Source organism: Exiguobacterium sp. FD-YE-25-4 (genome assembly GCF_057004685.1).
On the sequence record NZ_CM168041.1, the window covers coordinates 645,876 to 671,306 of the forward strand.

At 51.4% G+C, this 25,431-nt stretch carries 28 protein-coding genes; 18 read left to right on the forward strand and 10 right to left on the reverse strand.

The genetic code is table 11. The features are described from left to right. The first annotated feature begins 28 nt into the window (after positions 1–28). From AC13H5_RS03320 to AC13H5_RS03365, 10 genes are all read left to right on the forward strand, one after another. Positions 29–1,414, forward strand: a complete 1,386-nt coding sequence (locus AC13H5_RS03320; protein ID WP_214712847.1) for an aldehyde dehydrogenase — start codon at positions 29–31, stop codon at positions 1,412–1,414. A 172-nt stretch (positions 1,415–1,586) separates the two neighbouring features. Next, a complete protein-coding gene (locus tag AC13H5_RS03325; RefSeq protein ID WP_034781136.1) occupies positions 1,587–2,297 on the forward strand; it encodes a Crp/Fnr family transcriptional regulator in 711 nt (236 codons plus the stop codon). 244 nt (positions 2,298–2,541) lie between these two features. Then, positions 2,542–2,661, forward strand: coding sequence for a cytochrome c oxidase subunit 2A (locus AC13H5_RS03330; protein ID WP_232819585.1), 120 nt, complete (start codon positions 2,542–2,544; stop codon positions 2,659–2,661). Positions 2,662–2,683: 22 nt separating this feature from the next. After that, complete coding sequence (locus AC13H5_RS03335) at positions 2,684–3,154, forward strand: cytochrome c oxidase subunit II (protein ID WP_034781134.1); 471 nt, start codon at positions 2,684–2,686, stop codon at positions 3,152–3,154. Then, positions 3,155–4,840: a b(o/a)3-type cytochrome-c oxidase subunit 1 gene (locus AC13H5_RS03340; protein ID WP_034781132.1), complete on the forward strand. Its 1,686-nt coding sequence runs from the start codon at positions 3,155–3,157 to the stop codon at positions 4,838–4,840. 55 nt (positions 4,841–4,895) lie between these two features. After that, a complete protein-coding gene (locus AC13H5_RS03345) occupies positions 4,896–5,501 on the forward strand; it encodes a kinase (protein ID WP_483546304.1) in 606 nt (201 codons plus the stop codon). Positions 5,502–5,625: 124 nt separating this feature from the next. After that, entirely contained in the window at positions 5,626–6,018 is a 393-nt protein-coding gene (locus AC13H5_RS03350) for a GntR family transcriptional regulator (protein WP_214708735.1), read from the forward strand. Continuing rightward, entirely contained in the window at positions 5,996–6,676 is a 681-nt protein-coding gene (locus AC13H5_RS03355) for an ABC transporter ATP-binding protein (RefSeq protein ID WP_214754252.1), read from the forward strand. Before AC13H5_RS03350 ends, AC13H5_RS03355 begins: the two co-directional genes overlap by 23 nt. Next, positions 6,673–7,479, forward strand: a complete 807-nt coding sequence (locus tag AC13H5_RS03360) for a hypothetical protein (protein WP_215192378.1) — start codon at positions 6,673–6,675, stop codon at positions 7,477–7,479. The genes AC13H5_RS03355 and AC13H5_RS03360 overlap by 4 nt, the downstream gene beginning before the upstream one ends. Before the next feature lie 9 nt (positions 7,480–7,488). Next, complete coding sequence (locus tag AC13H5_RS03365) at positions 7,489–8,592, forward strand: hypothetical protein (protein ID WP_483546305.1); 1,104 nt, start codon at positions 7,489–7,491, stop codon at positions 8,590–8,592. Between the two features lie 29 nt (positions 8,593–8,621). Here AC13H5_RS03365 and AC13H5_RS03370 read toward each other — a convergent pair whose 3' ends face one another. Genes AC13H5_RS03370 through AC13H5_RS03380 form a run of 3 tightly spaced genes read right to left on the reverse strand, consistent with a single transcriptional unit; the run spans position 8,622 to position 10,903 of the window. Beyond that, positions 8,622–9,263, reverse strand: a complete 642-nt coding sequence (locus AC13H5_RS03370; protein WP_483546306.1) for a hypothetical protein — start codon at positions 9,261–9,263, stop codon at positions 8,622–8,624. Next, positions 9,260–10,426 (reverse strand): DEAD/DEAH box helicase, encoded by a 1,167-nt coding sequence (locus AC13H5_RS03375; RefSeq protein ID WP_483546307.1) that lies wholly within the window; start codon positions 10,424–10,426, stop codon positions 9,260–9,262. Before AC13H5_RS03375 ends, AC13H5_RS03370 begins: the two co-directional genes overlap by 4 nt. A 54-nt stretch (positions 10,427–10,480) precedes the next feature. Further along, positions 10,481–10,903 (reverse strand): hypothetical protein, encoded by a 423-nt coding sequence (locus tag AC13H5_RS03380; protein ID WP_483546308.1) that lies wholly within the window; start codon positions 10,901–10,903, stop codon positions 10,481–10,483. A gap of 360 nt (positions 10,904–11,263) precedes the next feature. Here AC13H5_RS03380 and pflB point away from each other — a divergent pair, with 360 nt between their 5' ends. Then, positions 11,264–13,510 carry a formate C-acetyltransferase gene (pflB, locus tag AC13H5_RS03385; protein WP_483546309.1) on the forward strand — a complete coding sequence of 749 codons (2,247 nt, stop codon included), beginning with the start codon at positions 11,264–11,266 and terminating at the stop codon, positions 13,508–13,510. Positions 13,511–13,569: 59 nt separating this feature from the next. Continuing rightward, on the forward strand, positions 13,570–14,286 hold the full coding sequence (gene pflA, locus AC13H5_RS03390) for a pyruvate formate-lyase-activating protein (RefSeq protein ID WP_021067805.1): 717 nt from the start codon (positions 13,570–13,572) through the stop codon (positions 14,284–14,286). Between the two features lie 39 nt (positions 14,287–14,325). On the opposite strand, the gene AC13H5_RS03395 is transcribed toward pflA, so the two are convergent. Next, positions 14,326–15,552 carry an NAD(P)-dependent malic enzyme gene (locus AC13H5_RS03395; RefSeq protein WP_483546310.1) on the reverse strand — a complete coding sequence of 409 codons (1,227 nt, stop codon included), beginning with the start codon at positions 15,550–15,552 and terminating at the stop codon, positions 14,326–14,328. Between the two features lie 209 nt (positions 15,553–15,761). Further along, complete coding sequence (gene rsgA / locus AC13H5_RS03400; protein WP_483546311.1) at positions 15,762–16,733, reverse strand: ribosome small subunit-dependent GTPase A; 972 nt, start codon at positions 16,731–16,733, stop codon at positions 15,762–15,764. 244 nt (positions 16,734–16,977) lie between these two features. On the opposite strand from rsgA, the gene AC13H5_RS03405 reads away from it, so the two are divergent. The 5 genes from AC13H5_RS03405 to AC13H5_RS03425 all read left to right on the forward strand — a co-directional run bounded on the left by AC13H5_RS03405 (position 16,978) and on the right by AC13H5_RS03425 (position 20,491). Then, on the forward strand, positions 16,978–17,361 hold the full coding sequence (locus AC13H5_RS03405; protein WP_034781108.1) for a lmo0954 family membrane protein: 384 nt from the start codon (positions 16,978–16,980) through the stop codon (positions 17,359–17,361). Positions 17,362–17,383: 22 nt separating this feature from the next. Continuing rightward, on the forward strand, positions 17,384–18,055 hold the full coding sequence (locus AC13H5_RS03410; protein WP_483546312.1) for a PspA/IM30 family protein: 672 nt from the start codon (positions 17,384–17,386) through the stop codon (positions 18,053–18,055). Between the two features lie 86 nt (positions 18,056–18,141). Then, a complete protein-coding gene (gene liaF, locus AC13H5_RS03415) occupies positions 18,142–18,834 on the forward strand; it encodes a cell wall-active antibiotics response protein LiaF (RefSeq protein ID WP_034781097.1) in 693 nt (230 codons plus the stop codon). Continuing rightward, entirely contained in the window at positions 18,831–19,859 is a 1,029-nt protein-coding gene (locus tag AC13H5_RS03420; protein WP_034781091.1) for a sensor histidine kinase, read from the forward strand. The genes liaF and AC13H5_RS03420 overlap by 4 nt, the downstream gene beginning before the upstream one ends. Beyond that, positions 19,856–20,491: a response regulator gene (locus AC13H5_RS03425; protein ID WP_034781089.1), complete on the forward strand. Its 636-nt coding sequence runs from the start codon at positions 19,856–19,858 to the stop codon at positions 20,489–20,491. The genes AC13H5_RS03420 and AC13H5_RS03425 overlap by 4 nt, the downstream gene beginning before the upstream one ends. A gap of 86 nt (positions 20,492–20,577) precedes the next feature. On the opposite strand, the gene AC13H5_RS03430 is transcribed toward AC13H5_RS03425, so the two are convergent. The 5 genes from AC13H5_RS03430 to AC13H5_RS03450 all read right to left on the reverse strand — a co-directional run bounded on the left by AC13H5_RS03430 (position 20,578) and on the right by AC13H5_RS03450 (position 24,129). Next, positions 20,578–22,470: an ABC-F family ATP-binding cassette domain-containing protein gene (locus AC13H5_RS03430; protein WP_214797583.1), complete on the reverse strand. Its 1,893-nt coding sequence runs from the start codon at positions 22,468–22,470 to the stop codon at positions 20,578–20,580. Further along, a complete protein-coding gene (locus tag AC13H5_RS03435) occupies positions 22,467–23,168 on the reverse strand; it encodes a lysophospholipid acyltransferase family protein (RefSeq protein ID WP_034781080.1) in 702 nt (233 codons plus the stop codon). The genes AC13H5_RS03430 and AC13H5_RS03435 overlap by 4 nt, the downstream gene beginning before the upstream one ends. Before the next feature lie 94 nt (positions 23,169–23,262). Next, entirely contained in the window at positions 23,263–23,523 is a 261-nt protein-coding gene (locus AC13H5_RS03440) for a hypothetical protein (RefSeq protein WP_034781079.1), read from the reverse strand. Positions 23,524–23,608: 85 nt separating this feature from the next. After that, complete coding sequence (locus AC13H5_RS03445; protein WP_034781078.1) at positions 23,609–23,851, reverse strand: hypothetical protein; 243 nt, start codon at positions 23,849–23,851, stop codon at positions 23,609–23,611. Positions 23,852–23,979: 128 nt separating this feature from the next. Beyond that, entirely contained in the window at positions 23,980–24,129 is a 150-nt protein-coding gene (locus tag AC13H5_RS03450) for a hypothetical protein (protein WP_021067792.1), read from the reverse strand. 288 nt (positions 24,130–24,417) lie between these two features. Here AC13H5_RS03450 and AC13H5_RS03455 point away from each other — a divergent pair, with 288 nt between their 5' ends. Next, positions 24,418–25,269: a CvfB family protein gene (locus AC13H5_RS03455; RefSeq protein WP_034781077.1), complete on the forward strand. Its 852-nt coding sequence runs from the start codon at positions 24,418–24,420 to the stop codon at positions 25,267–25,269. Positions 25,270–25,431: the final 162 nt, after the last annotated feature.

The following is a 25,431-nucleotide window of genomic DNA, read 5'->3' on the forward strand; positions in this document are numbered from 1 at the left end:
AGCGCTATCATCTAAGGGAGGCAGATTTATGCTCGCACCAATCGAACAGTTGACCATCGAAGAGCTCATCCGTAAACAACGTCGCTTCTATCGGACCCAAGCGACCAAATCGCTCGCATTCCGTCTCAGTATGCTGACGTTTTTAAAAGAATCGATTAAACATCATGAGGCCGAAATTCTCCAAGCGTTGGAGCAGGATTTGAACAAATCGGAACTCGACGCGTTCACGACGGAGATTGGTTTCGTCTACGATGAGATTACACGGACGACTCGTGAGTTGAAACGTTGGATGCGCCCGAAGCGAGTCCGCGGTGCTTCGATTCATCTCGGGACGAAAAGTGAGGTCATGTATGAACCTTATGGCACGGTACTGATTATCGCTCCATGGAACTACCCGTTTCAATTGGCGATGGCACCGCTCATCGGAGCGATTGCCGCAGGGAACACGGCAGTCGTGAAGCCTTCGGAATTGACACCGAACGTCGCCCAAATAATCACAAAAGTGCTCGAACGGGCGTTCACTGACCGCTACGTCGTCAGCGTCGAAGGAGATAAAGACGTGGCGACGGAACTGCTCGCAAAGAAGTGGGACCATATCTTCTTCACTGGGTCGACACCGGTCGGAAAAATTGTCATGGAGGCGGCGGCAAAACATTTGACGCCGGTCACGCTTGAGCTCGGCGGGAAATCGCCGGCCATCGTCCATGACGATGCCAATATCGAGATTGCGGCGAAACGGATCGCTTGGGGCAAATGGATGAACGCCGGGCAAACGTGCGTCGCTCCAGACTATGTCCTCGTCCATGAATCGAAACGAGAGGTATTCCTCGAAGCCATTAAACGTGAAGCGTTCACGATGTTCGGGAATGGCGTCGGGACGAAGCGGTTCACACGAATCGTCAATGAGACACATTTCGACCGCTTGATCGGATATTTGACGGAAGGCGACGTATTTTTCGGAGGTCAGACCGACCGAGATCAATTGAAGATCGCTCCGACTGTATTGACGGACATCGAAGAAGACGCAAACGTTATGAAGGATGAGATTTTTGGGCCGATTCTACCGGTACTCACGTATCGTCAACTCGACGAAGTGATTGATTTCGTCGCAGCGCGCCCACACCCGCTCGCGCTCTATTTGTTCACTGAGACGAAAGAGGTGGAGCAGAAGGTGATGAAGCATCTCACGTTTGGCGGAGGTTGTGTCAATGATGTCCTTATGCATTTGACGAACCCGAACCTGCCGTTCGGTGGCGTCGGTGAGAGCGGAATGGGCTCGTATCATGGTCGCTACAGCTTTGAGACGTTCAGCCATGCCAAATCGATTTTACGCAATACGACGAAATTTGATTTACCGGTTCGTTATCCGAACTTCAAAGGAGCCGAGAAGTTGATTCGACTCGTCTACCGATGATTGGATTAGACTGCAGAGAGCCTGCAGTCTTTTTTTGTGAACGAAAAAATAAGAAGATTGTTTGAAATGTCACATACTTTTATGAAAATGCCCATTGCCCTCCTGTATAATAAAACCATATATCACGCACGAGGCCAGATTAGGCATGAGACCAGTGGAGGGAGCAGACAACATGACTATGAAATGTGGGACGACCCAACCGAACAGCTTCGTCTTCTCAGAAGAGACGAAACAGCTCTTATTCGAGATGATGACGTTTCAAGAATATTCAAAAGCGAGTATCGTTTGTTGGGAAGGAGAAAAATGCAGTAAGTTCTTTTATTTGAAGAGCGGTACCGTCAAATTCACGAAACTGACGAAAAAAGGGAGTTCGCTCATCATGTTCATATACGGCGCTGACGACTTCTTTGGAGAGTTCGACATCGACGATGTATTCCCGAGCTCCTACAGTATCGAGACGACCGAGGACAGTGTCATCGGCTGGATTTCAAAACAAGAGATGGACGAGCTCGTGCGTCAAGACGCGCAGCTGGCTACGGAGGTGTTGCGTTGGACTTCGATGATGCGTAAACAGTCCGAGATGAAGTTGCGTGACTTGTTGCTGTATGGGAAGCCAGGGGCGCTCGCCTCGACGTTGCTTCGCATGGCGGCAATGCACGGCGTAGAGGAGACAGAGGGGGTCACAGTTCCGAGACATCCGTCTGACGGCGAACTCGGACAATTGATCGGTGCACCTCGCGAAACGGTCAATCGAATGATGAACCAGTGGCGGAAAGAAGGCGTGTTAACGACGACTCCGACATCGATGGTGTTGCATGACATCGATTTCCTAAAAGAGCTATGTTACTGCGAAGGCTGTCCCGCCGGTATTTGTCGGCTTTGACTTGCCGTTCATAAGCGTTGAAAAACGTGCGGCGTCACAACATGAGAACATGAACAGGTGATTGGACCGACTGATGTCGGAGCAATCGCCTTTTTGTATGCCTTTTTTCCAAATGTGAACTTTATGTGTGGAAACTACGCAAATTTGATGTGATTGTCACTTTTGAAGTGACAAATGTCACATATTAATCAGTGCCCCTTTTCATACAATGAAAGTGGAAATCAAAGGGAAAGGGGTCCTTCACGTGGAGAAAAACGATGGACAAGAACCGAACTTAAAAGGCACGTTCACATCGGTCATGATTGTCGCTGGCGTCATCATTGCCATGTGGTCGTCGGTCTTTTACTTATTTGTGACACGATAACGAGCAAGAGGAGGGAAGCACGATGCATATTCATAAACTTGAGAAGTATTGGTTAGTATTCGGCATTATTCTATTAGGCGTCTTTTTGACAGTGCTCGGTATCTCTGCGTTTGCGGCAGGGAATCAGCCGGCTTCGGACGCCGATTTGATCGACCCGGCAAAAGTGCATCAAACTGCACCGTTCGACAAACCAGGGCTTCATAAAATCGGTGACAACGAGTATGAGCTCGTCATGGTCGCCCAAGCGTTCACATTCACACCGGGCAATGTGGAAATCCCAAAAGGGGCGAAAGTCACGTTTCTCGTCACGTCACCGGACGTCGTCCACGGGTTCCAATTGACGGGGACACCGGTCAATATGATGGTCGTGCCAGGCCACATCAACTCGCTCACGTATACGTTCGAAGAAGCAGGCGAATTCTTGATTCTATGTAACGAATACTGTGGGACCGGACATCACATGATGTCGACAAAAATTAAGGTGGTGGACTAAATGAATGACGTAGCCTCAAAATTAAAACAGTGGGAAATGGAACGCGGCGTACCGGTACCAAGTATCGGTGTTAAAGAAGCACGCCTCGCCTATGCCCATGTCGTCATCTCGGTCCTCGCTGTCCTGATCGGCGGTTTGGCAGGACTCATGCAGACGCTCATCCGGACCGGTGTCATCCCGGAAGTATTTGGTTATTATCAACTCTTGACCGCACACGGCATCATGCTCGGTCTCGTCTTCACGACAATGTTCATCATCGGTCTTCTTTACGCGCTCCTCGCTAAGTCGTTCGGACGTTTTGAGTCGTTCCCGACCCGGGTCGCGTGGCTCGGATTTTGGATGATCATCGCCGGTGCCGTGCTCGTCACGATCATGGTGCTCGCCAATAAAGCGACCGTGTTGTATACGTTTTACGCGCCGCTCATGGCCGACCCGATTTTCTATATCGGCCTCGTCTTGTTCGTCGTCGGCACATGGTTGTCTGCGTTCGCCATGTTCCGGATGTATGCGGACTACAAACGGGAGAACCCAGGTATTCACCCGCCGCTTCCGGCGTATATGAGTGTCATGACGATGCTATTGTGGGTCATCGCGACGCTCGGTGTGGCCGGAACGATTCTGTTCCAGCTGCTACCGCTCTCGCTCGGATGGAAAGATACGGTCGGGATTGAGTTGTCACGGACGTTGTTCTGGTACTTCGGTCACCCCCTCGTCTATTTCTGGCTCATGCCGGCCTATATCGTCTGGTATACGGTCGTGCCGAAAGTCATCGGCGGGAAAATCTTCTCGGATGCGCTCGCCCGGATGGCGTTCCTATTGTTCCTCTTGTTCTCGTTCCCGGTCGGTTTCCACCACCAGTTGACAGAGCCGGGGATTGAGCCGTTCTGGAAGTTCGTTCAAGTCATCTTGACGTTCCTCGTCGTCATCCCGTCGTTTATGACGGCGTTCTCGCTGTTTGCGACGTTCGAGCTTCGCGGTCGTGCACTCGGTGCCCGTGGGCTATTCGGTTGGGTCAAGAAAATGCCATATGGGGATGTCCGTTTCCTCGCGCCGTTCGTGGGCATGTTGTTCTTCATTCCAGCCGGAGCCGGCGGGATCATCAACGCATCGCACCAATTGAACGCGATGGTCCACAACACACTTTGGGTCACAGGTCACTTCCATATCACAGTCGGGACGGCCGTCGCCTTGACGTTCTTCGGAACGGCATATTGGCTCGTACCGGTATTGCGCGGTCGTACACTCACGAAAAAGATGAACCGACTCGGATTGATTCAAACGGGAACGTGGGCGTTTGGGATGTCAATCATGTCTTACGCAATGCACATCTCAGGACTCCAAGGTAACCCGCGTCGGACCGGACCGGCAACGTACTTCTCGGATGCGCTTACGCGCGAATGGATTCCATACCACATCGCCATGGCGATTGGCGGGACGATCCTCTTGATCTCGGTCCTCATCTTCGTATACTCAATGTTCAACTTGTCGTTCCTCGCGCCGAAAGGGGAGGAAGAATTCCCGCTCGCTGAGACGGAAGAGGCAGCGATGGAGACGCCTCGTTTCTTTGAAAACTGGAAACTATGGATCACCGTCACGTTCGTCTTGATCGCGTTCGCTTATACGGTCCCGATTTGGCACTTGATTGAGAGTGCGCCACCGGGAGCGAAAGGCTGGGTGCTCTGGTAAACTGAAGTCAGCCCTTTAGCGGGGCTGACTTTTTTTGTGGGAAGGAGATGAGGGGATGGACACTTTACGGGAAACCATTCGTCGAGAACACGCCAAGCATCCGCAAGGCCGGCCGTTCATCGTCGCCATCGATGGATTGAGCGGAGCTGGGAAGACGACGCTTGTTGATCAACTGCGCGGGACCTCACCGAAGGAAGTGATGCTACATATCGATGATTTTATCGTCGAGCGGCATCGGCGTTACGGGACGGGACAATCGGAAGCGATGGAATATTATGCGCTCCAATGGGACGTCGACTTACTTGTCCAGACGTTGTTCGAACCGTTGCGGCAAGGGGAGACAACGCTGACGTTACCGTACTATGCGCGCGACCGGGACGAAATCGTCATGCGAACGATCGAGATTGCTCCGAACGCACTTGTCTTGATCGAAGGAATTTTCTTATTGCGGGACGAGTGGCGCCCTCATTTTGACTACGTCGTCTATCTCGACTGTCCGCGGGAGGTCCGGTATGAACGGGTCTTGAATCGGGATACGTATATCGGCGAGTTGTCGGAGCGGATTGCCAAGTACGAGCGCCGGTACTGGCCCGGAGAAGTGCATTATTTGAAGACGGTCAACCCGAAAGCCAAAGCCAATCACATCGTTCAATCCAGTTGACGCATCCACTTATAGGAGGATGCGTTTTTATTTTGGAAAAAACTGTTGACTCTGTTAGTGTACTATGGTGATAATACAGTCAGGTAGTGTATTAGTCGCATCATACACTTAGAGAGGTGACAACATGATCATACAATTCAACACGAGAGCCCCGGTCTACATCCAAGTCGTCGACTACTTCAAAAAGAAAATGGCACTTGGCGAACTGAAAGCGGGCGAAGAGATGCCGTCGCGGCGTGAGCTAGCGAGCGAATTGAAAATTAACCCGAACACCGTCCAAAAGGCGTTCAAAGAAATGGAGGAACAACAATTGATTACGACCGAACGGAATCGCCCAAGCCGCGTGACGACGGATGAACATGTATTGAAACGGATCCGTACCGAACTCGTCGATGAGGCGGTCGCCGTCTTCGTCGAATCGATTCAAGAACTCGACGTCACGATGGATGAGCTCGTCGATAAAATCAAACGGCAATACGGGGAGGGGAATCTCGATGATCGAAGTATTGGGAGTTAAAAAACGTTACCGGAGAAAACAAGTTATCGAAGACGTGTCGTTCACGGCCCAAAAAGGAGAAATCACGTGCCTAATCGGCTTGAATGGGACCGGGAAGTCGACCATTCTCAAAGGGATCATGGGGCTGACGCCATTCGACCGGGGCACGGTGCTCGTCGACGGCAAACCGCTCGACTTGAATCGTGTCGCGTTCGTACCGGATCATTCGACGTTCCCCATCCATTTCACGATTGAACAGTGCGAGGCGTTCATGCGCGACTTTTATCCAAAGTTCGACCCGAAATTGTTTGCCCGTCTTGTCGATGAGTTCAAGCTGTTCCCAGAGGACAAGTTGAATGAACTCTCAAAAGGGACGCTCGCGAAAGTGAATTTGGCGCTCGGCATCGCCCAAGACCCGGACTATTTATTGCTCGACGAACCGTTCTCGGGCATCGACGTATTCTCGAAAGAACAAATCGTCGAGTTGTTCTCGAGTGACATCATGGAAGACCGCGGCGTCTTGATCACGACGCATGAGATTGAAGACATCGAATATTTGGTCGATAAGGCCGTCATGTTGAACAACGGTCGAATCGTCCGTGAGTTCGACGTTGAAGACGTCCGCTTCATTCACGGAAAGTCGATCGTCGATGTCATGAGAGAGGAGTTTGGGGCATGAACTTATTGAAACTAATCGGATGGGAAGTCGAACGGATGACGAAACCGTATCTCATCTTGATCACACTGCTCGTCGTCGTTCAGTTCGGTTGGCTCGGATTCTTTTTATGGAGCGAGACGAATATGTATGAAGAAATCCGTCGCACCGGGACACCGGATTATATCTTGACGTTCGCCAATTATCTCGGAGGCATGGCGTTTATTTTGTCGATCGGGGTAGCGGTGACGGCGATGATATTTTTCAGTTTTTGGATTTGGTATCGGGATTTCCAAGGTCGCGGCACGTTCATGATGCGCCTGCTGCTCATGCCGCAACAGCGGATGCTCGTCTTCGGTGCGAAGCTAGTGACGATGATGTTGATGATCCTTGGATTGTTCTCCGTGCAGTGGATTGCGCTCAAACTCCAGTACATAGCGTTTTCGAGTTGGTTTGACTCGCAAATGATTCCGATGCGTGGCTCCTTCGAACAGGCCATCGGCTACGATGGGGCGCTCTCAATCATGTATCCTGCTTCAATCGTCAACTTTATCATCCATCAAGTGCTGATTGTGATCATCATTTTATTCGTCTTCACATTCGTGTTGATTGAACGAAGTCTATGGCAACGGACAATGTGGTCGTCAATCATTGCGATGCTGATGCTTGGAACGTTGATTGTCGTTCCTATGACGGCACTTTTCTTCCTGGAGAACCGCTTGTTTATGGATGAGATGATGCTTGTGATTGGTCTCGGTCTGATGGCATGGATGATGGCAGCGGTGTGGATTAGTCGTCGTTACCTAATGAAGAAATTAAGTGTGTGAGGTGAGCGTATGAAACGAATGTGGAATGTGGTCGCACTCGGTGCGGTCGTCGTCATCGGTCTCGGGACGTTCGCTTTCGATATGAGGGACACGAAAGCGGAATGGGAGTTAGATGTCAAAACGAATCCTAGTGTGTGGGAGTCACAAACGGTTGGTCTATTTTACGGAACGGAAGAAGAAGGTACGACGGAACGATTCCAATTGACGACCGATCGTAGTCGTGTGATGAGCAATGTGAACTACATCGAAGAGGCGTTAAATTATCGGAGCGAGGTAGATTCGTCAGTTCGTGGTTTTTATCGAGAATTGTCTGGCTTAAGTTTTATGCAATCGATTCGAACAGCTGACGGCTATATTGGCGTCGGCCAGAACGGGAACAAAGAGATTGCGGTGTTCCGAATGAATGGACAAGAAGTCACCAAACAAATCTTTGGGAATGAAGTTGATGGAGCTTCTGAATTGATGGACAGTCCTTGGGCCGGCCTCTTTGTTCATGAAGGAAACGTGCATGTCATTTACCGAGATGGTTATGGAGAGAATCCAGAGACGAAAATTGCTAGGTTCGATGAGGCTGCCAAACAAATCGTGATCGAGAGCGTGGCGTTACAAGATGAATCCATTTCGACCGTGACTGGAACGTCGTGGGCTTTCCGACCGTACATGGCGACGATTGACGCGGATAATCGGTTCATCCCGGTTGGCATGACCGAGCAAACATCCATCACGGAAAATGGAGAAACTTATTTAAGTGAGCAAGAAAAGATTGGGATTTATGCGTATGATGCGGAAACGAAGCAAGTCGTTGAATTGATGCCAGACGGTGACATGTGGAACGCGACGGTGTACGAGGATCAATTGATTTCCTTACAAGAAGACGGGACCGAATTCGTCATCGATTTGAAGACTGGGAAGCAGTCGACACGTTCAGTCATCGATGGTTCGGTCGGCACGACCTCATACATCGGGGACCGACTGTACCATGCCCGCCCTACGAAAGACGGGGCCGTCATCGACGTCTATCAAGATGGAAAAGCCATCTCGAGCGCCACGGTGAAAGCGACGAACGACGAGGCGAAAGCATTGGTGACCAACACAGAATATTACGTGGAATAAAAAATAAGCGAGAGGCGGCCGCCTCTCGCTTATTTTGATGGTTTCGGGATGATGACCCCTTCTTCTAGATCAAGCAACATGTCGATCAGTTCCGCACAGAACTCGGGGAACTGGTCGAGGAACGCACCTGGACCGACCTCGTCGGTGAAATCGACATACAGGTCCGACACGTTACCGGCCATCTTCGCCGGGAGGGCGAGGAATGCCGACCCGAACCGCCAGTTGCCGCGGATATCGAGCAGTTTACCGAGCATCACATCGCCCGGTTCACGAGCCTCCGGAAGCGTCACTTTGTAGATTTCTTTCGTCTCCCAATCGCGTAAACCGTCCTCGGTCACTTCGAAGACCGAGCAACGCGGGACCGCCAAGCCCCGAAGCGCGTGATAGAGGGCAGGGGACATCTCGGCCTTGTGATCCGCCAAGTAGCGGCCATGCGGCGTCATCCCGTCTTCGTCCGTCTCGAAGAAGACGGCCCAGTCGATGAACAAGTCGCGGAACAACTCCGCGTCTTTCAAGTGCCACGTGCCTTCCGAGGCAATCTCTTGTATATAGTTCGTCCATTGCGTGCTGCGCGCGAGCGCGGCCTGCTCATACAATTTTTTCAGCTCGGCCAGCAATTCGGACTCTTCTACGAGCAAAGGGAATGGAATTACTTTCCGGTCTTTTTTCATCGGCGTGGTCCTCGGTTATTCGCAGGACGCTTGACGACCGGCGGTTTATCCTCGATTCGCTTCTCGATGACGTCGCCACGGTAAATCTCGAGTTCTTTCAATTCAACGCCGAGTTGACGGGCGAACGATTTCAAATGGGTCAAATCCTCATCTGTCACGAGCGAGAGAACCGTCCCAGCCGCATTGCCGCGTGCCGTCCGGCCTGAGCGGTGAATAAAGTCGTCGATTGATTCTGGCAAGTCGAAGTGGACGACGTGCGTCACTTCCTCGATATCGAGACCACGGGCTGCGAGGCCAGTCGTGATGAGGAGCGGGTAGTCACCTTTACGGAACTCACGAAGTGTTTCGACACGTTCGCGCTTTCCTTTCAAGCTGTCGAGCATGCGATAGTTCACTTTCATCTTGTCGAGCTCACCTTTCAACGGTGGCAAGAACGACCGGTTGTTGATGAAAGCGAGCGCTTTGACGTTGTCGACGTGAGACAGGCGGCGGAGCAACTCTGGTTTATACCGGCGCGTCGTCAACATGTACCCATAGGTGACTTGTGCGCTTACCGCCCGCTCGATTTTCACGTGGGCCGGTTCGTTCAAGAATGGGGCAGCCCAAGCTTGAAGCGTGTCTGTGAGTGTCGCCGAGACGAGGGCGATTTGATGTTCATGCGCCGTATGTTTGATGATCCGTTCGGCAGATTCTGTCAAACCGCTATCGATGATTTGATCGGCTTCGTCGAGGACGATCGTATGCGTCTCGTGAAGTTTCAACTTTTTCTTCTCAATGAGTTCGACGAGTCGGCCCGGTGTCCCGACGATCAAATGTGGTTTTTTCTTCAACCGGTCGATTTGACGTTTCAACTCGACACCACCGATGAACGAAGCGATGCGGACGTCACCTTTCTCGGTGAAGCGTTGCGCGACCGTTTGAATCTGCATGACGAGTTCACGCGTCGGCGCGACGATGACGACTTGGATGCGGTCGTTCGACGCGTCGATTTTTTCGATGGCGGGTAATAAGTAAGCAAGCGTCTTCCCGGTACCTGTCGGCGCTTCGATCGTGACGTCTTTTCCGTCAAGAAGAAGCGGGAAGGCTTCGGCTTGGACCGGCATTGGTTCAGTAAAGCCAAGGCGATCCCAGGCTTCGTTAATAAATGGTTTTGTAAAGTTCATATCAATTCTCCTTATCGTGGGGCAAAAACAAAGGAAGCATAAGCGCTCCCTGTCTTAGATATAGCGAACATGTTCAGTATCTTGGTCGAATGAAGAACGGAGTGTCTGTGTGAACGTCTGTCCGTCCTCGATGAGTTTGATGTGCACATCGATTTGGTCAGCCGACGCCTCGACGCCTTCGACGGTGAAGCCTTGATACACACGGTACTGCAATTCTTTCGTCAACCGTTCGTATGAAGCGAGCTCTGGATACGTCGCTGCCACGTCAATCGGGCGCGAGATGAGAGCAACGAGCAAGTTATCGCGGTAGTCGATGAAATCCTCGTTTTCGATGTCGTCGTCAAAGCGAATCCAAAAACCTGCGTCTTCAAATTCTGTGATGAATCCGTCACGTTGTTCACCGTTTTCCTCTACTTTAAGAGAGATGCGGTCACCGGTCTTTAAATCGTGAGCGGTTGTCAATAATTCGTACGTCATGGGAAGAACCCCTTCCTCTTCTACAATGTTCTGCCTTCATTGTGTCCGATATAAGGCAAAAATTCAAGTTCTATCCCCGAGGTGTGAGGTACATCACTACGAAAACTGTATAAATCGTCACATCCCATCTGAAATGATACAGAAATGAGTTGAATCCTGCCGTAACAAGACTTATCTGTTTCAGAAGGAAGGCTTTTTGCATTATAACAGTATTTAAAGCGCTTACAAAAACGGCTTTATGCCAACGTTCATGAGATTGTTACAACTTTCACAAGAATGTAAAACAAAATGTTCACGTTTTCACGTACACTCAACTTATAGAAAGCACGCAGTTATCTCAACTATGAGGAGTGACCCACAATGGCAACCGAAATTAAATCAGCCTGGTCAGGATTTGTACCTGGGCAGTGGACGAACGAAGTGAACGTCGGTGAGTTTATCCGTTTGAACCGACACGAATACACAGGGGACGATCGTTTCCTCGTCGGACCGACCGATGCGACGAACCGTCTTTGGGCACAAGTGATGGAATTGACGAAAGAAGAGCGGGAACGCGGTGGTGTTTGGGCGGTCGATCAAAACAACCCATCGACAATCGTCTCGCACGGACCGGGATACTTAAACAAAGAGCTCGAGAAAGTGGTCGGTGTTCAAACGGACGAGCCGTTCAAACGTTCGATCCATCCAAACGGCGGTATCCGAATGGTCGACGCTGCCCTTGAGTCATACGGTTTCGAGCCGAACCCTGAAATCACAAAGATTTATTCGGAAATTCGCAAAACGCATAACCAAGGTGTCTTCGATGCGTATACACCTGAGATGCGGGCGGCGCGGAAGTCAGGGATCATCACAGGTCTTCCTGACGCTTACGGCCGAGGACGGATCATCGGCGACTACCGTCGTGTTGCCTTGTATGGGTTAGATTTCTTGATTGCAGAACGTAAAAAAGACTTGGCGAACCGTGGCGGTTTCTTATCAGAGTCAGATATTCGGACACGGGAAGAAATGTCTGAGCAGCTCCGGGCCCTCCAAGAGTTGAAACAACTCGGTGCGGCGTACGGGTTTGACCTCGGCCGTCCGGCAGAAAATACACAAGAGGCGTACCAATGGGTATACCTTGCATATCTCGCAGCCGTCAAAGAACAGAACGGCGCCGCGATGTCACTTGGACGTGTCTCGACATTCCTCGATGTTTACGCAGAACGTGATATCGAAGCAGGTCGTTTGACCGAGTCAGACGTTCAAGAAATCGTCGACCACTTCATCATGAAGCTCCGGATCGTCAAATTCTTGCGCACGCCTGACTACAACGAATTGTTCTCGGGTGACCCAACGTGGGTGACCGAGTCAATCGGTGGGATGAGTGAGGATGGTCGCTCGAACGTGACGAAGAGCTCATTCCGCTTCTTGCATTCACTCTCAAACCTCGGGCCAGCACCAGAACCGAACTTGACGGTGCTTTGGTCGACGAAATTGCCAGAAGGATTTAAACAATATTGCGCGAAGATGTCGATTGAGACGTCTGCGATCCAATATGAGAACGACGACCTCATGCTTCCAGAGTTTGGCGACGACTATGGCATCGCCTGCTGTGTGTCACCGATGAAAATCGGGAAACAGATGCAGTTCTTCGGTGCCCGCGCCAACATGGCAAAAGCACTCCTTTACAGCATGAACGGAGGCCGCGATGAGAAGAGCGGCGACCAAATCGCACCGGTTTGGGAGATGAACACCGAAGACGTGCTCACGTACGACAAAGTGTATGCCGACTTCGATCGGACGCTCGATTGGCTCGCCGAGCTCTACGTCAACACGCTCAACGTCATCCACTTCATGCATGATAAATATGCATACGAACGGATCGAGATGGCACTTCATGACCCAGAAATCCTACGGACGATGGCATGCGGAATCGCCGGTCTCTCGGTCACAGCAGATAGTCTGTCAGCCATCAAACATGCGACCGTGAAACCGGTCCGAAACGAGCAAGGCATTGCTGTCGACTTCGAGACAGAAGGCGACTTCCCTAAATTCGGAAACAACGATGACCGTGTCGATTCAATCGCCGTCGAACTCGTTGAGTCGTTCATGGAAAAAGTGCGTAAGCATAAAACATACCGCGACGCGCTCCATACGCAATCAGTCTTGACGATCACATCAAACGTCGTCTACGGCAAGAAAACAGGGAACACACCGGACGGACGCCGTGCCGGCGAACCGTTCGCCCCAGGTGCGAACCCGATGCATGGCCGCGATACGAAAGGTGCTGCCGCATCGCTCTCATCAGTTGCGAAACTTCCGTTCGAGCATGCGCAAGACGGAATCTCATACACGTTCTCGATCGTACCGAAAGCACTAGGCAAAGAAGAAGTAGCTCGTGAACTCAACTTAGCGGCACTTCTTGACGGCTATATGGGCGGCGAGCATAAAGGACATCACTTGAACGTCAACGTCTTCAACCGTGAAACGTTACTCGATGCGATGGAGCATCCGGAAGAATATCCACAGCTCACCATCCGCGTCTCTGGCTATGCGGTCAACTTCATCAAGTTGACGCGCGAACAACAAATCGACGTCATCAACCGGACGTTCCACGGTTCATTGTAAGTAATCAAGGCTTGGCGGCCTTCTTCTGAAGGCCGCTCACTCGTTAGGAGGTCATTTCGATGACAATGGGATATGTACACTCGGTCGAATCGTTTGGAACCGTTGACGGCCCAGGAATTCGTTTTATCGTCTTTTTACAAGGTTGTGCGCTTCGTTGCTTGTATTGCCACAACGCTGACACGTGGGATTTCAAAAAGAATAACCATCGTTCGGCCGAGGACGTCATTCAAGAAGCGCTCAGCTATCGTCCGTTCATGGAAGCATCAAAAGGCGGTATCACGATTTCAGGGGGCGACCCGCTCGCGCAGCCAGAGTTTTTAGAAGCGCTGTTGCGTGAAGCGAAGAAACACGGGCTCCACACGACACTCGACACGTCGGGTGCACTTCGTCCCCCTAACTTGGACGCCATCTTAGATCATACGGATCTCGTCTTACTCGATATCAAACATATCGACGATGACATGTGTAAGAAACTGACGGGACGGAGCAACGTCAACACGCTCGCGCTTGCTGAACATTTATCCGAGCGCGGAACGAAAATGTGGATTCGCCACGTCCTCGTCCCGGAATGGACACTTGATGAAGGAGCGCTCCGCCGCACGGCCGCGTTCATTCAAAAGCTCGACCACGTCGAGAAAGTCGAAATTTTGCCGTACCATGAGATGGGTGTCTATAAATGGGAGGCACTCGGTCTCGACTATCCGCTCAAAGGGATTAAACCCCCGACGACGGAAGAAGTCGAATGGGCGGAAGGGATCTTACAAGGAACCGTTTAAAAAACTGCGCAGACCGTCACGGTCTGCGCAGTTTTTGGATTACAAATGTTTTTGACTGACGTGCTGACGGATGGCGGCCTCATCGAGTGGGCGCTTGGCGACGCCGGTCTCGACGGCGGCTTTGGCGACCGCGACTGCGACGGCGGGTGCGATTCGCTCATCGAACGGGCTCGGGATGACGACCCCGTTTATGAGATCTTCCTCGGTCAACAAGTCGGCAATCGCGTGGACGGCCGCTTCTTTCATCTCTTCGTTGATCTCGGTGGCGCGAACGTCAAGCGCCCCGCGGAAAATACCAGGGAAGGCGAGGACGTTGTTCACTTGGTTGGCGAAGTCGGAACGACCGGTCGCGACGACACGCGCCCCGGCTTTTGTCGCGAGGTCCGGCATGATCTCCGGAATCGGGTTCGCGAGTGCGAAGATGACCGGGTCGACAGCCATCGAACGAACCATCTCTTCGGTGACGGCACCGGCCGCCGAGACGCCGATGAAGACGTCGGCACCTTGAAGCACATCGGCGAGCGTCCCTTCATGTTGCTTCCGGTTCGTTGCTTTGGCGATTTGATCTTTGAACGGGTTCATCCCCTCGATGCGTCCTTCGTAAATCGCGCCTTTCGTATCACAGATGACGAGGTCTTCGACGCCGAAGCGCTTCAACAGTTTCGCAATGGCGATGCCGGCAGCCCCGGCACCGTTCATGACGACCCGAAGTTCAGGCATCGTCTTGTCGACGAGTCGCAGTGCGTTGACGAGACCTGCTAGCACAACGATGGCCGTCCCGTGTTGGTCGTCATGGAAGACGGGAATCGGGAGCGTCTGTTTCAGGCGCGCCTCGATCTCGAAACATTCGGGCGCCTTGATGTCTTCTAAGTTAACGGCACCGAATGTCGGCGCAAGCAATTCGACCGTCCGGACGATCTCGTCGACGTTATGCGTGTCGAGACAGATGGGGAACGCATCGACCCCGGCAAAGCTTTTGAACAAGACGGCTTTCCCTTCCATGACCGGGAGCGCGGCCTCTGGACCGATATTGCCGAGGCCGAGGACGGCACTTCCGTCCGAGACGACGGCGACCGTGTTGGCACGGAGTGTATAGTCGTAAGACAGTTCTTTATCTTCAGCGATGCGACGGCATGGTTCGGCGACACCTGGTGAATAAGCGAGACTGAGCGCTTCTTTCGTGTCGACGTCGACTTTCGGTGTCGTTTCCAATTTTCCGTGGTGCATGGCGTGCATCTCAAGTGCGCGTTCGTTCAATGTTTTCATAGGTCTCTCCCTGTATGCTAGCGATTTTTATCTGTGACAATACGAATCCATTGTAGCGGAGAAACCGCTTTCTTTCGAGGGTTTTGCCTGCATTTATGCGAACTATTTCTGAACGATTGTTCACAAATGACGGATTGGTGATAAGACTTGGTGCTAGGGCAGGAAGGTCGAAAAAGGAGCCACAGTTTTTCTGTGACTCCTCTCTTAGATTAAGCTTTCGTTTTTCGTTTCTTCTTCTCAGCGAGACGTGCCGCCTCCGCTTGCCGTTTTTCCGCGTAGCGGAGCTCGCGCTCGAGCTTGACGAAGCTCTGATAGCGTTTCGCATCGAGCGTTCCAGATGTGATGGCGGATCGGACGCCACAGCCCGGTTCGGTGCTGTGCGAACAGTCCCGGAACCGACACGTCTCGGCCAGCGCCTCGATATCCCGAAACGTGTCGTCGAGGTGATCGGCCCCGTCCCAAAGTCCGAACTCACGCATGCCCGGGGTGTCGATGACGAACAAATCGTCAATCCGGAACAGTTCACGATGCGTCGTCGTGTGCTTGCCGCGCTCATCGCTCTCGCGTACGGCTTGTGTCTCGGCGACGGTCTCACCGGCAAGTGCGTTCGTCAGTGACGATTTCCCGACGCCGGACGAGCCGACGAGTACGATCGTGCTTTCGCTTGGCAGTGCGGCTCGCAACGCCTCGACGCCGTCGCCTGTGAGTGAACTGACAGGGAAGACATCGACCCCCGGAACCGTCAAAGCGAGCTCATCGACGAGCGCCTCGGCGTTGTCGACTTGGTCCGATTTCGTCAAGATGATGAGCGGTGTGGCTCCGGTTTCCCACGCGGCGAGCGAATAGCGCTCGAGCCGGCGCAGGTTGAAATCATGTCCGCACGCCATCGTGATCAAGATAAAATCGACGTTCGCGCAGATCAATTGTTCGCGCGTCTCGTTGCCGGCCGCTGCCCGTGACAGGACAGTGCGCCGCTCAAGGAGACGCCGAATCACGCCTTGACCATGCTCACGAACGGTGAACTCGACGAAGTCACCGATGACCGGATAGTCGCGCTCGCTTTCGGCCTCATGTCGGAATTTCCCGGTGACACTGCACGTATAGTTCGCACTTTCAGTCGTGATGGTATACATATGTTGGAACTGTGCCGTGACACGTCCCGTTGTCGTTGTTTGATTCAAATAGAATCCTCCTTTTAGTTGTGGAGGACAGTCGCCCTCCTGTTGGCTGACAAAGTGTGTACTGCGAATTGTACGGTGCTCATAAAACATCATCCTTTCGTTGTTCGATGCCTCTAGTATAGCACACGATTTGAGAACGCTATCATCTCAGTCTACAGACCGAGGGAAAACAAGCCTTCCGCTCGTCGCACTATTGAAAATAACGTATTATGATAAGAGTGTACTTAACGAGGAGGGATAATCGATGAATCGCCAGGTGAAGCAAGTATTGTTCATTGTGGCCGCGATCTCTTTAGTTCTCGTTCTAATCGGCTTTTTACCGAACATGATCATGTTCGGTTTGGGGGCGCTCTTAGCACTGTGGGCTGGAGTCAGATTCATGGCCGTGACACATGTCGGCGCAAAAATCGGTTACGGCGCGCTTGCCGTGATCGGGATCATCACAATTTTATCGAATATTTGGGCGTTGATCGGGATTGTGGTGGCATGGGTATTGTTTAAAGGGTATATGATGTATGCCAACCAAAAACAAGACGTCGAGATTTTCAATGCGGACGGGTCGCGTGCGAGCCGCAGCAGTTTTCAATCGTTCGATCAAGTTTGGCAGAAGTTTGTAAACCGTCGCTAAGATTCAAAAGGAGGACATCAAGATGAAAACACCATTTGACCAGTTTCGTGATTTAGCTAACGAGTTGACGAAAGAACTATCGAAAGAGATGAAGAAGTTTCAAGATAAAGAGGGGCCACGTTCGGCTCCACGCTCAAGTGGGGAAGCCGAATTGAACCGCCATATCCGCGGTGCTGAAAAAGAGGCGCTGTCAGTCGAACGTCTCGTTGAGCGTCAAAAGTCATTGCTCGAGGAACTTGCTACAAAACGCGATGACGCCAAGCAGATGGCCGATAAGCGTTACGAGCAGACGGAACTCGCAAAACAAGCAGGCGAAGACAAGCTCGCCGAACGGGCAGCTCTCGAGTCGAAACACTACGGCGAGCAGTATCGTTATTTTGAAGGTCTCCTCGACGAAGGAGCACGGGAACTCGATGCCCTCGAGCGCCGAGCTCTCGAGATGCGACTGAAACTCGATGAGATGCAAAACAAACGGTATGAGTTCGCAATGCGTGAGAACCTGGATTTATTGAAAGGTGCGCTCGATCAAATCTTCGGGGCAGAGACGTCGAAGACACATCCATTCACGGAAGAAGAGAAAAAAACAGAAGAGAAGAAACAAGAACCGGCCGCTGAAGAGAAAATCGATCCAGCGGACGAAGATGATTTCGAAGCAAAACTAAAAGAACTTGAGCGTCGTTTCAAACAAGACTGACGCAACGGTTCAGCGATGGTCCGGCGAATGGTTGGGCCATCGCTTCTTTGCTTCATGTTACATACTGTTAGAGAGGGGGAAGCAATGTGGAACGTTGGAACACACGCCAAATCATCGGCTTTATGATTATTCTATTCGCCATTGGACTATTTATCGATATCGCGACGGGTGGTAACAGCGTCCTCTTCAGCATGGTCGTCCCGCTATTGTTGCTGTATATCGGGCGTCGTTTTAGCCGCAAAGGCAATCAGCCGGTCAGCTATATCTTTTACGGGATTGGCGGTATCATGCTCGTCGGGCTCATCTTCTCGTCGGCGGCGTTCGGTTTTGTATTGTCAGGTTTATTGCTCATGTTCGGCTATCGGCTGTACAAGAATCGTCCGCTCGAATCGAGTCGGTTCAAGTCACATATCCGGCAAGAACAGGCCTTTTCGTTCGGGACGAAAGAGAGCGGTCACTACGTGCTTCAAGACACGAATGAATTCTTCTTATTGCGTGACGTCGAACTCGACTTGTCGCGCGCCATCATTCCGGAGGGAGAGACGTTCTTACTATTGAACGGACTCGCCGGGGACGTCCGAATTCTCATTCCGGCCGGCTACGATTACTCGATTGATGCATCAATCGGATTCGGCAAGATTCAAGTCGATGAGTCGAACTATTCACCGGTGTTCAACCGTCGCTTTTACACGGCTTCGGACGATTATCAAGCAGCAACACGGAAAGTCCGCATCCATATCGTGCTCATGAGCGGAAGTGTCGAGGTGATGACCGTATGAAGAAGGATTCGTATCCAAGGACGGTCGTCTGGCATCAGTTATTTAGCAGCCTACTGACGGCACTGTTCGTCACGATCGCATTTTTAATAGGTGACTCGACTTCACTCCGAGATTTGTTCACACGTGAAGAAGGGTTGCCTTTCGGTGTGTCTATCCTCGTCATCGCCGTCTTGATTGGTAGCATCTTCGGGGTCGGTTCGTATTTTTATTTGCGACGCGACTTCCGGGAAGTGGCGATTGCCTTGTGGAAGCTTGAGAATCAAAAAGAGATTACCTTCCGTCCATTGTCGCCTTATCGAGATACGCTCGAACGGATCGCCCGGATTTCTAAGCAACGCACGGAAATGATTGAGATGGCCAAACGGGTCGGGGACCGACCTGTCAGTGTCGAGGAAGCGCGCAGCGAAGCAGTCGTCGAAGAACGTCGCCGTGTCGCCCGTGAACTCCATGACTCGGTCAGTCAGCAACTGTACGCCATCTCGATGATGACGACGGCGGCCAAACAGACGATCACTTCAAAACCAGACGTGGCGGCCAAACAAATCGAGCAGGTCGAAGTGATGGCACAAACTGCTCAGGCGGAAATGCGTTCGCTCCTGTTGCAACTCCGTCCGGTCGAGCTCGAAGGAATGACGCTCAAGACGGGAATCGAGCGCCTGTTAGAAGAACTGTCCCGCAAACAATCGACCGAGCTCGTATGGCGTCTCGAAGAAGTCGAATTGTCGCGACATACTGAGAACGAACTGTTCCGCATCGTCCAAGAAGCGATCAGCAATACGCTTCGCCATGCGAAAGCGAAACGACTTGAAATCGAAATGCGGACCGTGCAACAGACGGTCATCTTAAAAATAAACGACGACGGGATCGGCTTTAATGTCGATGATACACAAGTCGCCTCATATGGCTTACAATCGATAAGAGAGAGGACGGCTGAGGTCGGCGGGACGTTACGACTCGTCAGTGTGCCAGGCGTCGGTACTCAGATTGAAGTGCGTGTGAAACAACAAGTGGAGGGGTTAGAATGATTCGAGTCGTATTGATTGATGACCATGAGATGGTGCGGGCCGGCGTCTCGGCGTTTCTGTCGACGCAGCCTGACATCGAAGTCGTCGGAGAAGCATCGGATGGCGCGACAGGGGCCGAGCTTGCCATCGCCGAGAAGCCCGATGTCGTCTTGATGGATTTAGTGATGGAGCCTGTCGATGGGGTCGAGTCGACGAAGCGGATCAAGGCGAGTTGGAAAGAGGCCAAGATTTTGGTCGTGACGAGTTTCTTGGATGACGAGAAAGTGTATCCGGTCATCGAGGCCGGGGCTATGAGTTACGTCTTGAAAACGGCGAACGCCAACGAGATCGCCGATGCGATTCGTCAAACGGCAGCCGGCAATCCGGTCATGGCCGCCCAAGTGACGGGCAAGATGCTCGAACGGCTCCGACATCCGGAAAAGACGTTGCACGAGAGTCTGACGGCAAGGGAACGTGAGATTTTGCAATTGATGGCGGAAGGGAAATCGAACCAAGTCATCGCCGATGAACTATACATCTCGTTGAAGACGGTGAAGACACACGTCTCCAACATTTTGACGAAGCTTGACGTCTACGACCGGACGCAAGCCGTCGTTTATGCGTTTCAACATAATATCGTCAGTAAAGGATGAACAGGGTGCTTCCAAGCGCTGCACTCGAATTGTCCACACATGGCTACACGACAAACAAGGATCACGCCGACGCGTGATCCTTGTTTTTAGTTCTTCTGTGCTTGAATTTGTTCATCAATCTCCGATAAATATTCCCATCGCTCCATCTTCGCATCGAGCGCTTCTTTCAACGCGGCAATGTCGGCGTACAGTTCATTCACTTTACCGAGGTCGCTACCCGCTGCAGCGAGCCGTGCCTCGGCTGCTTCGATCTCAGATTCGAGAGAGGCGATATCATCCTCGATCGTCTCCCATTCTTTCTGCTCTTTAAAAGTGAATTTGACGACATCGACTTTGACACGCTCTTTCTTCTCTTTCGATTCTTTTTTCACTTGTTGCTTCGTCTGTTCTTGGAGTGTGGCTAAATAGTCACTGTACTCCGCATGATAAACGTTGATCGTCCCGTCTTCGAACGCAATCAGCTGTTCGGCGATCCGATCTAAGAAATAGCGGTCGTGACTGACGGCGATGACCGTGCCTGGGAACGACTCCAAATAGTCCTCGAGGACGGACAATGTCTCCGTGTCGAGATCGTTCGTCGGTTCATCTAAAAATAGCACGTTCGGCTCGTCCATTAAAATCCGGAGCAAGACGAGGCGGCGTTTCTCTCCACCCGACAGTTTGGCAATCGGTTTGTATTGAGCGTCCGGGGTGAATAGGAAGCGTTCGAGCATCTGACTGGCCGTGATCGTCTCGCCGTCCGGCGTATAAATAACTTGAGCGATGCGTTCAATCTCATCGATGACACGGCGCGATGTGTCCTCAAATTCGACTTGTTGCCCGTAATAGCCGAGATGGACCGTCTCGCCATGGACGACCGTTCCTTGCGTCGGTTGAAGGCGATGGGCAAGCAAGTTCATGAGCGTCGTCTTCCCGCTACCGTTTGGTCCGACGATGCCATACCGTTCCCGGCGTCCGAACAACCACGTGAAATCTTCAATGAGCAAGTGATCGTCATAACCGAAGGACAAGTTCTCCACCTCGATTACTTTTTTCCCGAGGCGGCGCGAACCGACGGATACTTCGAGCGCCTCATCCTCGGCAAGCGTCTCTTGATGCTTCAAGTCCTCGACGCGCTGGATGCGTGCCTTCTGTTTCGTCGTCCGTGCCTTGGCACCACGACGCAGCCAAGCGAGCTCACGACGCAAAATGTTTTGCCGCTTTTGCTCCATTGAATGCGACCGAGCTTTTCGTTCGGCACGCTTCTCAAGGAAGAGCTCATAGTTGCCGTCATAGAAGTAACTCGTGCCATCGGCGATTTCAAGGATATGATTCGTGACTCGGTTCAAGAAATAACGGTCATGGGTGATGAGCAGGATGGCCCCCCGGTAATCAGCGAGAATCGTCTCAAGCCAAGCAATCGTATCGGCGTCGAGTTCGTTCGTCGGCTCATCGAGTAATAGTAAGTCAGCTTCGTCGAGTAGGGCTGCGGCCAAAGCGACCCGTTTCTGTTGTCCACCGGAAAGCGAGCTGATCTCTGCCGTCACGTCCGGAAGACCGAGCCGATTTAAAATCGATTTCAACTTCGCTTCAGTCTCCCATGCGTCGGCTGCATCGACTGCTTGCTGGGCTTTCATGAAGCGTTCCAACCATTGTTCGCTCGTCGGGTTCGCCTCGAGTGCTTGGCGCGCGAGCTCATACTGTTTCAACGCCTGGACGGACGGGGTCTCACTCGTGAACAACGCGTCTAAAATCGTTTGCCCGGGGGCGAAGTCGACCGTTTGGGTCAAATAACGAATCCGGTAATCGTTCGGGTGTTGCATCGAACCCCGGTCTGCGGTCTCGACGCCGGCGATGATTTTTAAGAACGTCGACTTTCCGGAGCCGTTGACCCCGATGACCCCGATGCGATTGCCTGGGTGAATCGTCATCGTGACGTCGTCGAACAAGACTTTATCTGCAAATTCTTTATGAATGCCTTCGATGGCTAATAAACTCATGATTCTTCTCCTTCAACGACGCGGCGAATCATCGTCTCTGCCAGCGCCGCAATTTCTTTATTCGGGACGTCTGCCGGATCGATGACCGGTAAAAACGTGACGTCGACCGTACCCGGTGTGATTCGGTTTGTCGTCTCGAGCAAATGGTGGCTTCCTTTAATGGCGACAGGGACGATTTTGGCACCGCTTGATGTGGCGAGCGTCAGGCTACCAGCTTTGAACTCTTTGATTGGTCCGCCTTTTGAGCGGGTGCCTTCCGGGAAGACGATAATCGACTGTCCTGATTGGATCGTCTCGACGCCGGAACGGATTGCTTTAATGGACTGGCGCCGGTCGCTGCGGTCAATGAAGATACAACCCATCAGTTCCATCCAACGCGGAATGATTGGGAACTTTTGCACTTCGATTTTTGAGATAAACGCTTTTGGATGTTTCGTCGCTGTGATCATAATCGGGACATCAAAGTTCCCTTGGTGGTTCGCGACGTAGACGACCGGTTCATTCGGGATGTTCTCTTGGCCGTGAACACGGACGCGAGCGCCGGCGATTCGTAATAGAAAGCTTGCCCATTTATAAGCGACGGTTTGGACGTATCCATAACGTTCCGGGGGCGTCAGTCGCTTCGCTTTCGGATAGAACGGAAGTGTCAGCGGTAAGACGGCGAAAAAGGCGATAAACCAGATGGCGGTGCGGATCATACATATTTCTCCTCTCGATCGTTCAGTAATGAGTCTGGACACGAAGAAAGAGTCTTCCTCTCTTGACGAGAATCCGACTCTTCGGCATGAATCTTTATTCCCAGAAGCGAGAATCGCTTTCCTCTTCTTCTTCCTCGAGTTCGAACGTGATTCGTTTATTCACCGGGTCCACAGCAAAGTAAGCCCCATCTTGTTCGATGCTCTTGAACTGCATGACTTGGTCACTGCCGATTTCAAGCGTGAGTCGAATGCGATTGTCATCGTCGACGAGCAAGATGCCGTCTTCTTTCAGCCATAGCTCCATGACAGGTGAATAACGCAATAGCCATTCGTTCGATAAAGGGATTTCGTTCATACGTGTTTGTGCCTCCTACGGGTTGAGTCCGTTTTGCTCTTCTTGTCTAGAATAGAATAACAAAAGTGGAGGGGGAAGACGAGCGTTATGTAGAACGTTTACGCGTAGTTGAATGCATGCGCGCCACGATGCGCTTGATCTTTTTTTGATTCCGGCGCTCGATGAGCAAGACGTTCGTTTGTGCGACCAACTGTTTAAATGAAGATAAGCCCATGGCGAGCAATACGGCGAACAGGAATGTACCGATCGGGTCTTTGAAAAAACCGGTTTGGAGCGAGACGGACAAACCGACGACCGAAAGAATCGTGGTGAGAAAATAAAATAGCATGAGTGACTCTCCCTTCCCAGATGATTCAATAATAAAAGCCGAACGTTATGTTCGTTCGACAGATGCATAAAAAATCCCTTTTTTTGTCGGAACAAAACAAAAAAACGCCTTCTGTCAGGAGAGGGCGTTTACTCTTGGACCATCGTGACGGATGAAGATACGTTCGTATCGACTCCGTTTGAAAAAATGAAGCTAAGTGAAGCGAGTAGCGCGAAGAAAGCAATCAATAAGCCTTTCATGAAGCGCTTCGCGAATGATCGAGATTGTACATCAAACATTTTATATCCCCCGTTCGGCCATGGCTGAAACCTAATTCGTTAAACAACACTTCCTTAATAATAACGTTTTCAAAATGTGGATACTAGATGGAAAATGCGCGTTCACAAAATTGTCACAAAATTTGAAATATAGAAGCTAGTATACGGACCCATTTAGCAAAACGGAGGGGCAATCTTGTTCACATTTTAGACACAATTGAACGGAGTAAGGAAATCGAACGTGATATGATTAGGAACGTGTGTAGGTAGGTATACTGACAGTAATAGATGAAAAAGGATGTGGATTGTATGGCATTACGTGCAGGAGAAGTAGTAGACTTGGTCGCGGAACGTTCAGCTGATTTTGGTGTGTTTATCGGAAACGGTCGCGAAGAGGTACTCCTTCATCGAAAAGAACAAACTGAAGAAGTCACAGTCGGACAGACGGTGCGGGTCTTCCTTTATCACGACTCAGAAGGACGTCTCGCTTCGACGATGACGATTCCGAGCGTCACGTTCGATGACTATGAGTGGTATGAAGTGACTGGAGTCCGGTATAACACCGGTGTGTTCGTCAATATCGGGATTCAAAAGGATGTACTCGTCTCATTAGATGATCTTCCTGAGAACCGGTCGTATTGGCCAAAAGAAGGGGACAAGCTTTGCATTCGTCTCAAGTACGATCAAAAGAGCCGTCTTCTCGGGGAACCGGCCCACTATGCGTACTTGAACTTGTTGGCGCGTCCCGCTAAAGAAGAATGGGGCAATCAAGATGTCCATGCGGTCGTCGTCAATCGACGCGAAGTCGGTGTGAACGTCTGGGTCGAAAATGAATCACTCGGTTTCTTACATGAAGCAGAGATGACACGTTGGCCACGTCTCGGTGAGCAATTGACCGTACGTGTGACGCAAGTGAAACAAGACGGGACGGTACTCGTCTCGATGAAACCGCGGGCATATGAAGCCATCGACCCGGACGCGGAAAGTATCCGTGCTTATATTGAAGAACGCGGCGGCCAAATGCCTTATGGCGACAAGACGGCGCCGGACGTGATCGATCGTGAGTTCGGGATGAGTAAAGCGGCGTTCAAACGCGCACTCGGGAAACTGCTGAAAGAAAAGCAAGTTGAAAAACTCGACAACGGCTATAAATTGAAATAAGATAACTCATGTCCAGGTGGCTATGAAAAGTTTTAGAATGTATTTCTTTCATTTTAGAAACAAATACGTTATAGTTAGTAAAGTTGACTACGAGGAAACATTGGAAAAACGTCTGTAGAACAAAACCTCAGACGTTTTTTGTATGAAAAAAGGAGAATATAA

Coding starts and splice junctions, on each gene's coding strand:
- AC13H5_RS03320 (WP_214712847.1), top strand. CDS start 29: ATGCTCGCACCAATCGAACAGTTGACCATCGAAGAGCTCATCCGTAAA.
- AC13H5_RS03325 (WP_034781136.1), top strand. CDS start 1,587: ATGACTATGAAATGTGGGACGACCCAACCGAACAGCTTCGTCTTCTCA.
- AC13H5_RS03335 (WP_034781134.1), top strand. CDS start 2,684: ATGCATATTCATAAACTTGAGAAGTATTGGTTAGTATTCGGCATTATT.
- AC13H5_RS03340 (WP_034781132.1), top strand. CDS start 3,155: ATGAATGACGTAGCCTCAAAATTAAAACAGTGGGAAATGGAACGCGGC.
- AC13H5_RS03345 (WP_483546304.1), top strand. CDS start 4,896: ATGGACACTTTACGGGAAACCATTCGTCGAGAACACGCCAAGCATCCG.
- AC13H5_RS03350 (WP_214708735.1), top strand. CDS start 5,626: ATGATCATACAATTCAACACGAGAGCCCCGGTCTACATCCAAGTCGTC.
- AC13H5_RS03355 (WP_214754252.1), top strand. CDS start 5,996: ATGATCGAAGTATTGGGAGTTAAAAAACGTTACCGGAGAAAACAAGTT.
- AC13H5_RS03360 (WP_215192378.1), top strand. CDS start 6,673: ATGAACTTATTGAAACTAATCGGATGGGAAGTCGAACGGATGACGAAA.
- AC13H5_RS03365 (WP_483546305.1), top strand. CDS start 7,489: ATGAAACGAATGTGGAATGTGGTCGCACTCGGTGCGGTCGTCGTCATC.
- AC13H5_RS03370 (WP_483546306.1), bottom strand. CDS start 9,263: ATGAAAAAAGACCGGAAAGTAATTCCATTCCCTTTGCTCGTAGAAGAG.
- AC13H5_RS03375 (WP_483546307.1), bottom strand. CDS start 10,426: ATGAACTTTACAAAACCATTTATTAACGAAGCCTGGGATCGCCTTGGC.
- AC13H5_RS03380 (WP_483546308.1), bottom strand. CDS start 10,903: ATGACGTACGAATTATTGACAACCGCTCACGATTTAAAGACCGGTGAC.
- pflB (WP_483546309.1), top strand. CDS start 11,264: ATGGCAACCGAAATTAAATCAGCCTGGTCAGGATTTGTACCTGGGCAG.
- pflA (WP_021067805.1), top strand. CDS start 13,570: ATGACAATGGGATATGTACACTCGGTCGAATCGTTTGGAACCGTTGAC.
- AC13H5_RS03395 (WP_483546310.1), bottom strand. CDS start 15,552: ATGAAAACATTGAACGAACGCGCACTTGAGATGCACGCCATGCACCAC.
- AC13H5_RS03405 (WP_034781108.1), top strand. CDS start 16,978: ATGAATCGCCAGGTGAAGCAAGTATTGTTCATTGTGGCCGCGATCTCT.
- AC13H5_RS03410 (WP_483546312.1), top strand. CDS start 17,384: ATGAAAACACCATTTGACCAGTTTCGTGATTTAGCTAACGAGTTGACG.
- AC13H5_RS03420 (WP_034781091.1), top strand. CDS start 18,831: ATGAAGAAGGATTCGTATCCAAGGACGGTCGTCTGGCATCAGTTATTT.
- AC13H5_RS03425 (WP_034781089.1), top strand. CDS start 19,856: ATGATTCGAGTCGTATTGATTGATGACCATGAGATGGTGCGGGCCGGC.
- AC13H5_RS03430 (WP_214797583.1), bottom strand. CDS start 22,470: ATGAGTTTATTAGCCATCGAAGGCATTCATAAAGAATTTGCAGATAAA.
- AC13H5_RS03435 (WP_034781080.1), bottom strand. CDS start 23,168: ATGATCCGCACCGCCATCTGGTTTATCGCCTTTTTCGCCGTCTTACCG.
- AC13H5_RS03440 (WP_034781079.1), bottom strand. CDS start 23,523: ATGAACGAAATCCCTTTATCGAACGAATGGCTATTGCGTTATTCACCT.
- AC13H5_RS03445 (WP_034781078.1), bottom strand. CDS start 23,851: ATGCTATTTTATTTTCTCACCACGATTCTTTCGGTCGTCGGTTTGTCC.
- AC13H5_RS03450 (WP_021067792.1), bottom strand. CDS start 24,129: ATGTTTGATGTACAATCTCGATCATTCGCGAAGCGCTTCATGAAAGGC.
- AC13H5_RS03455 (WP_034781077.1), top strand. CDS start 24,418: ATGGCATTACGTGCAGGAGAAGTAGTAGACTTGGTCGCGGAACGTTCA.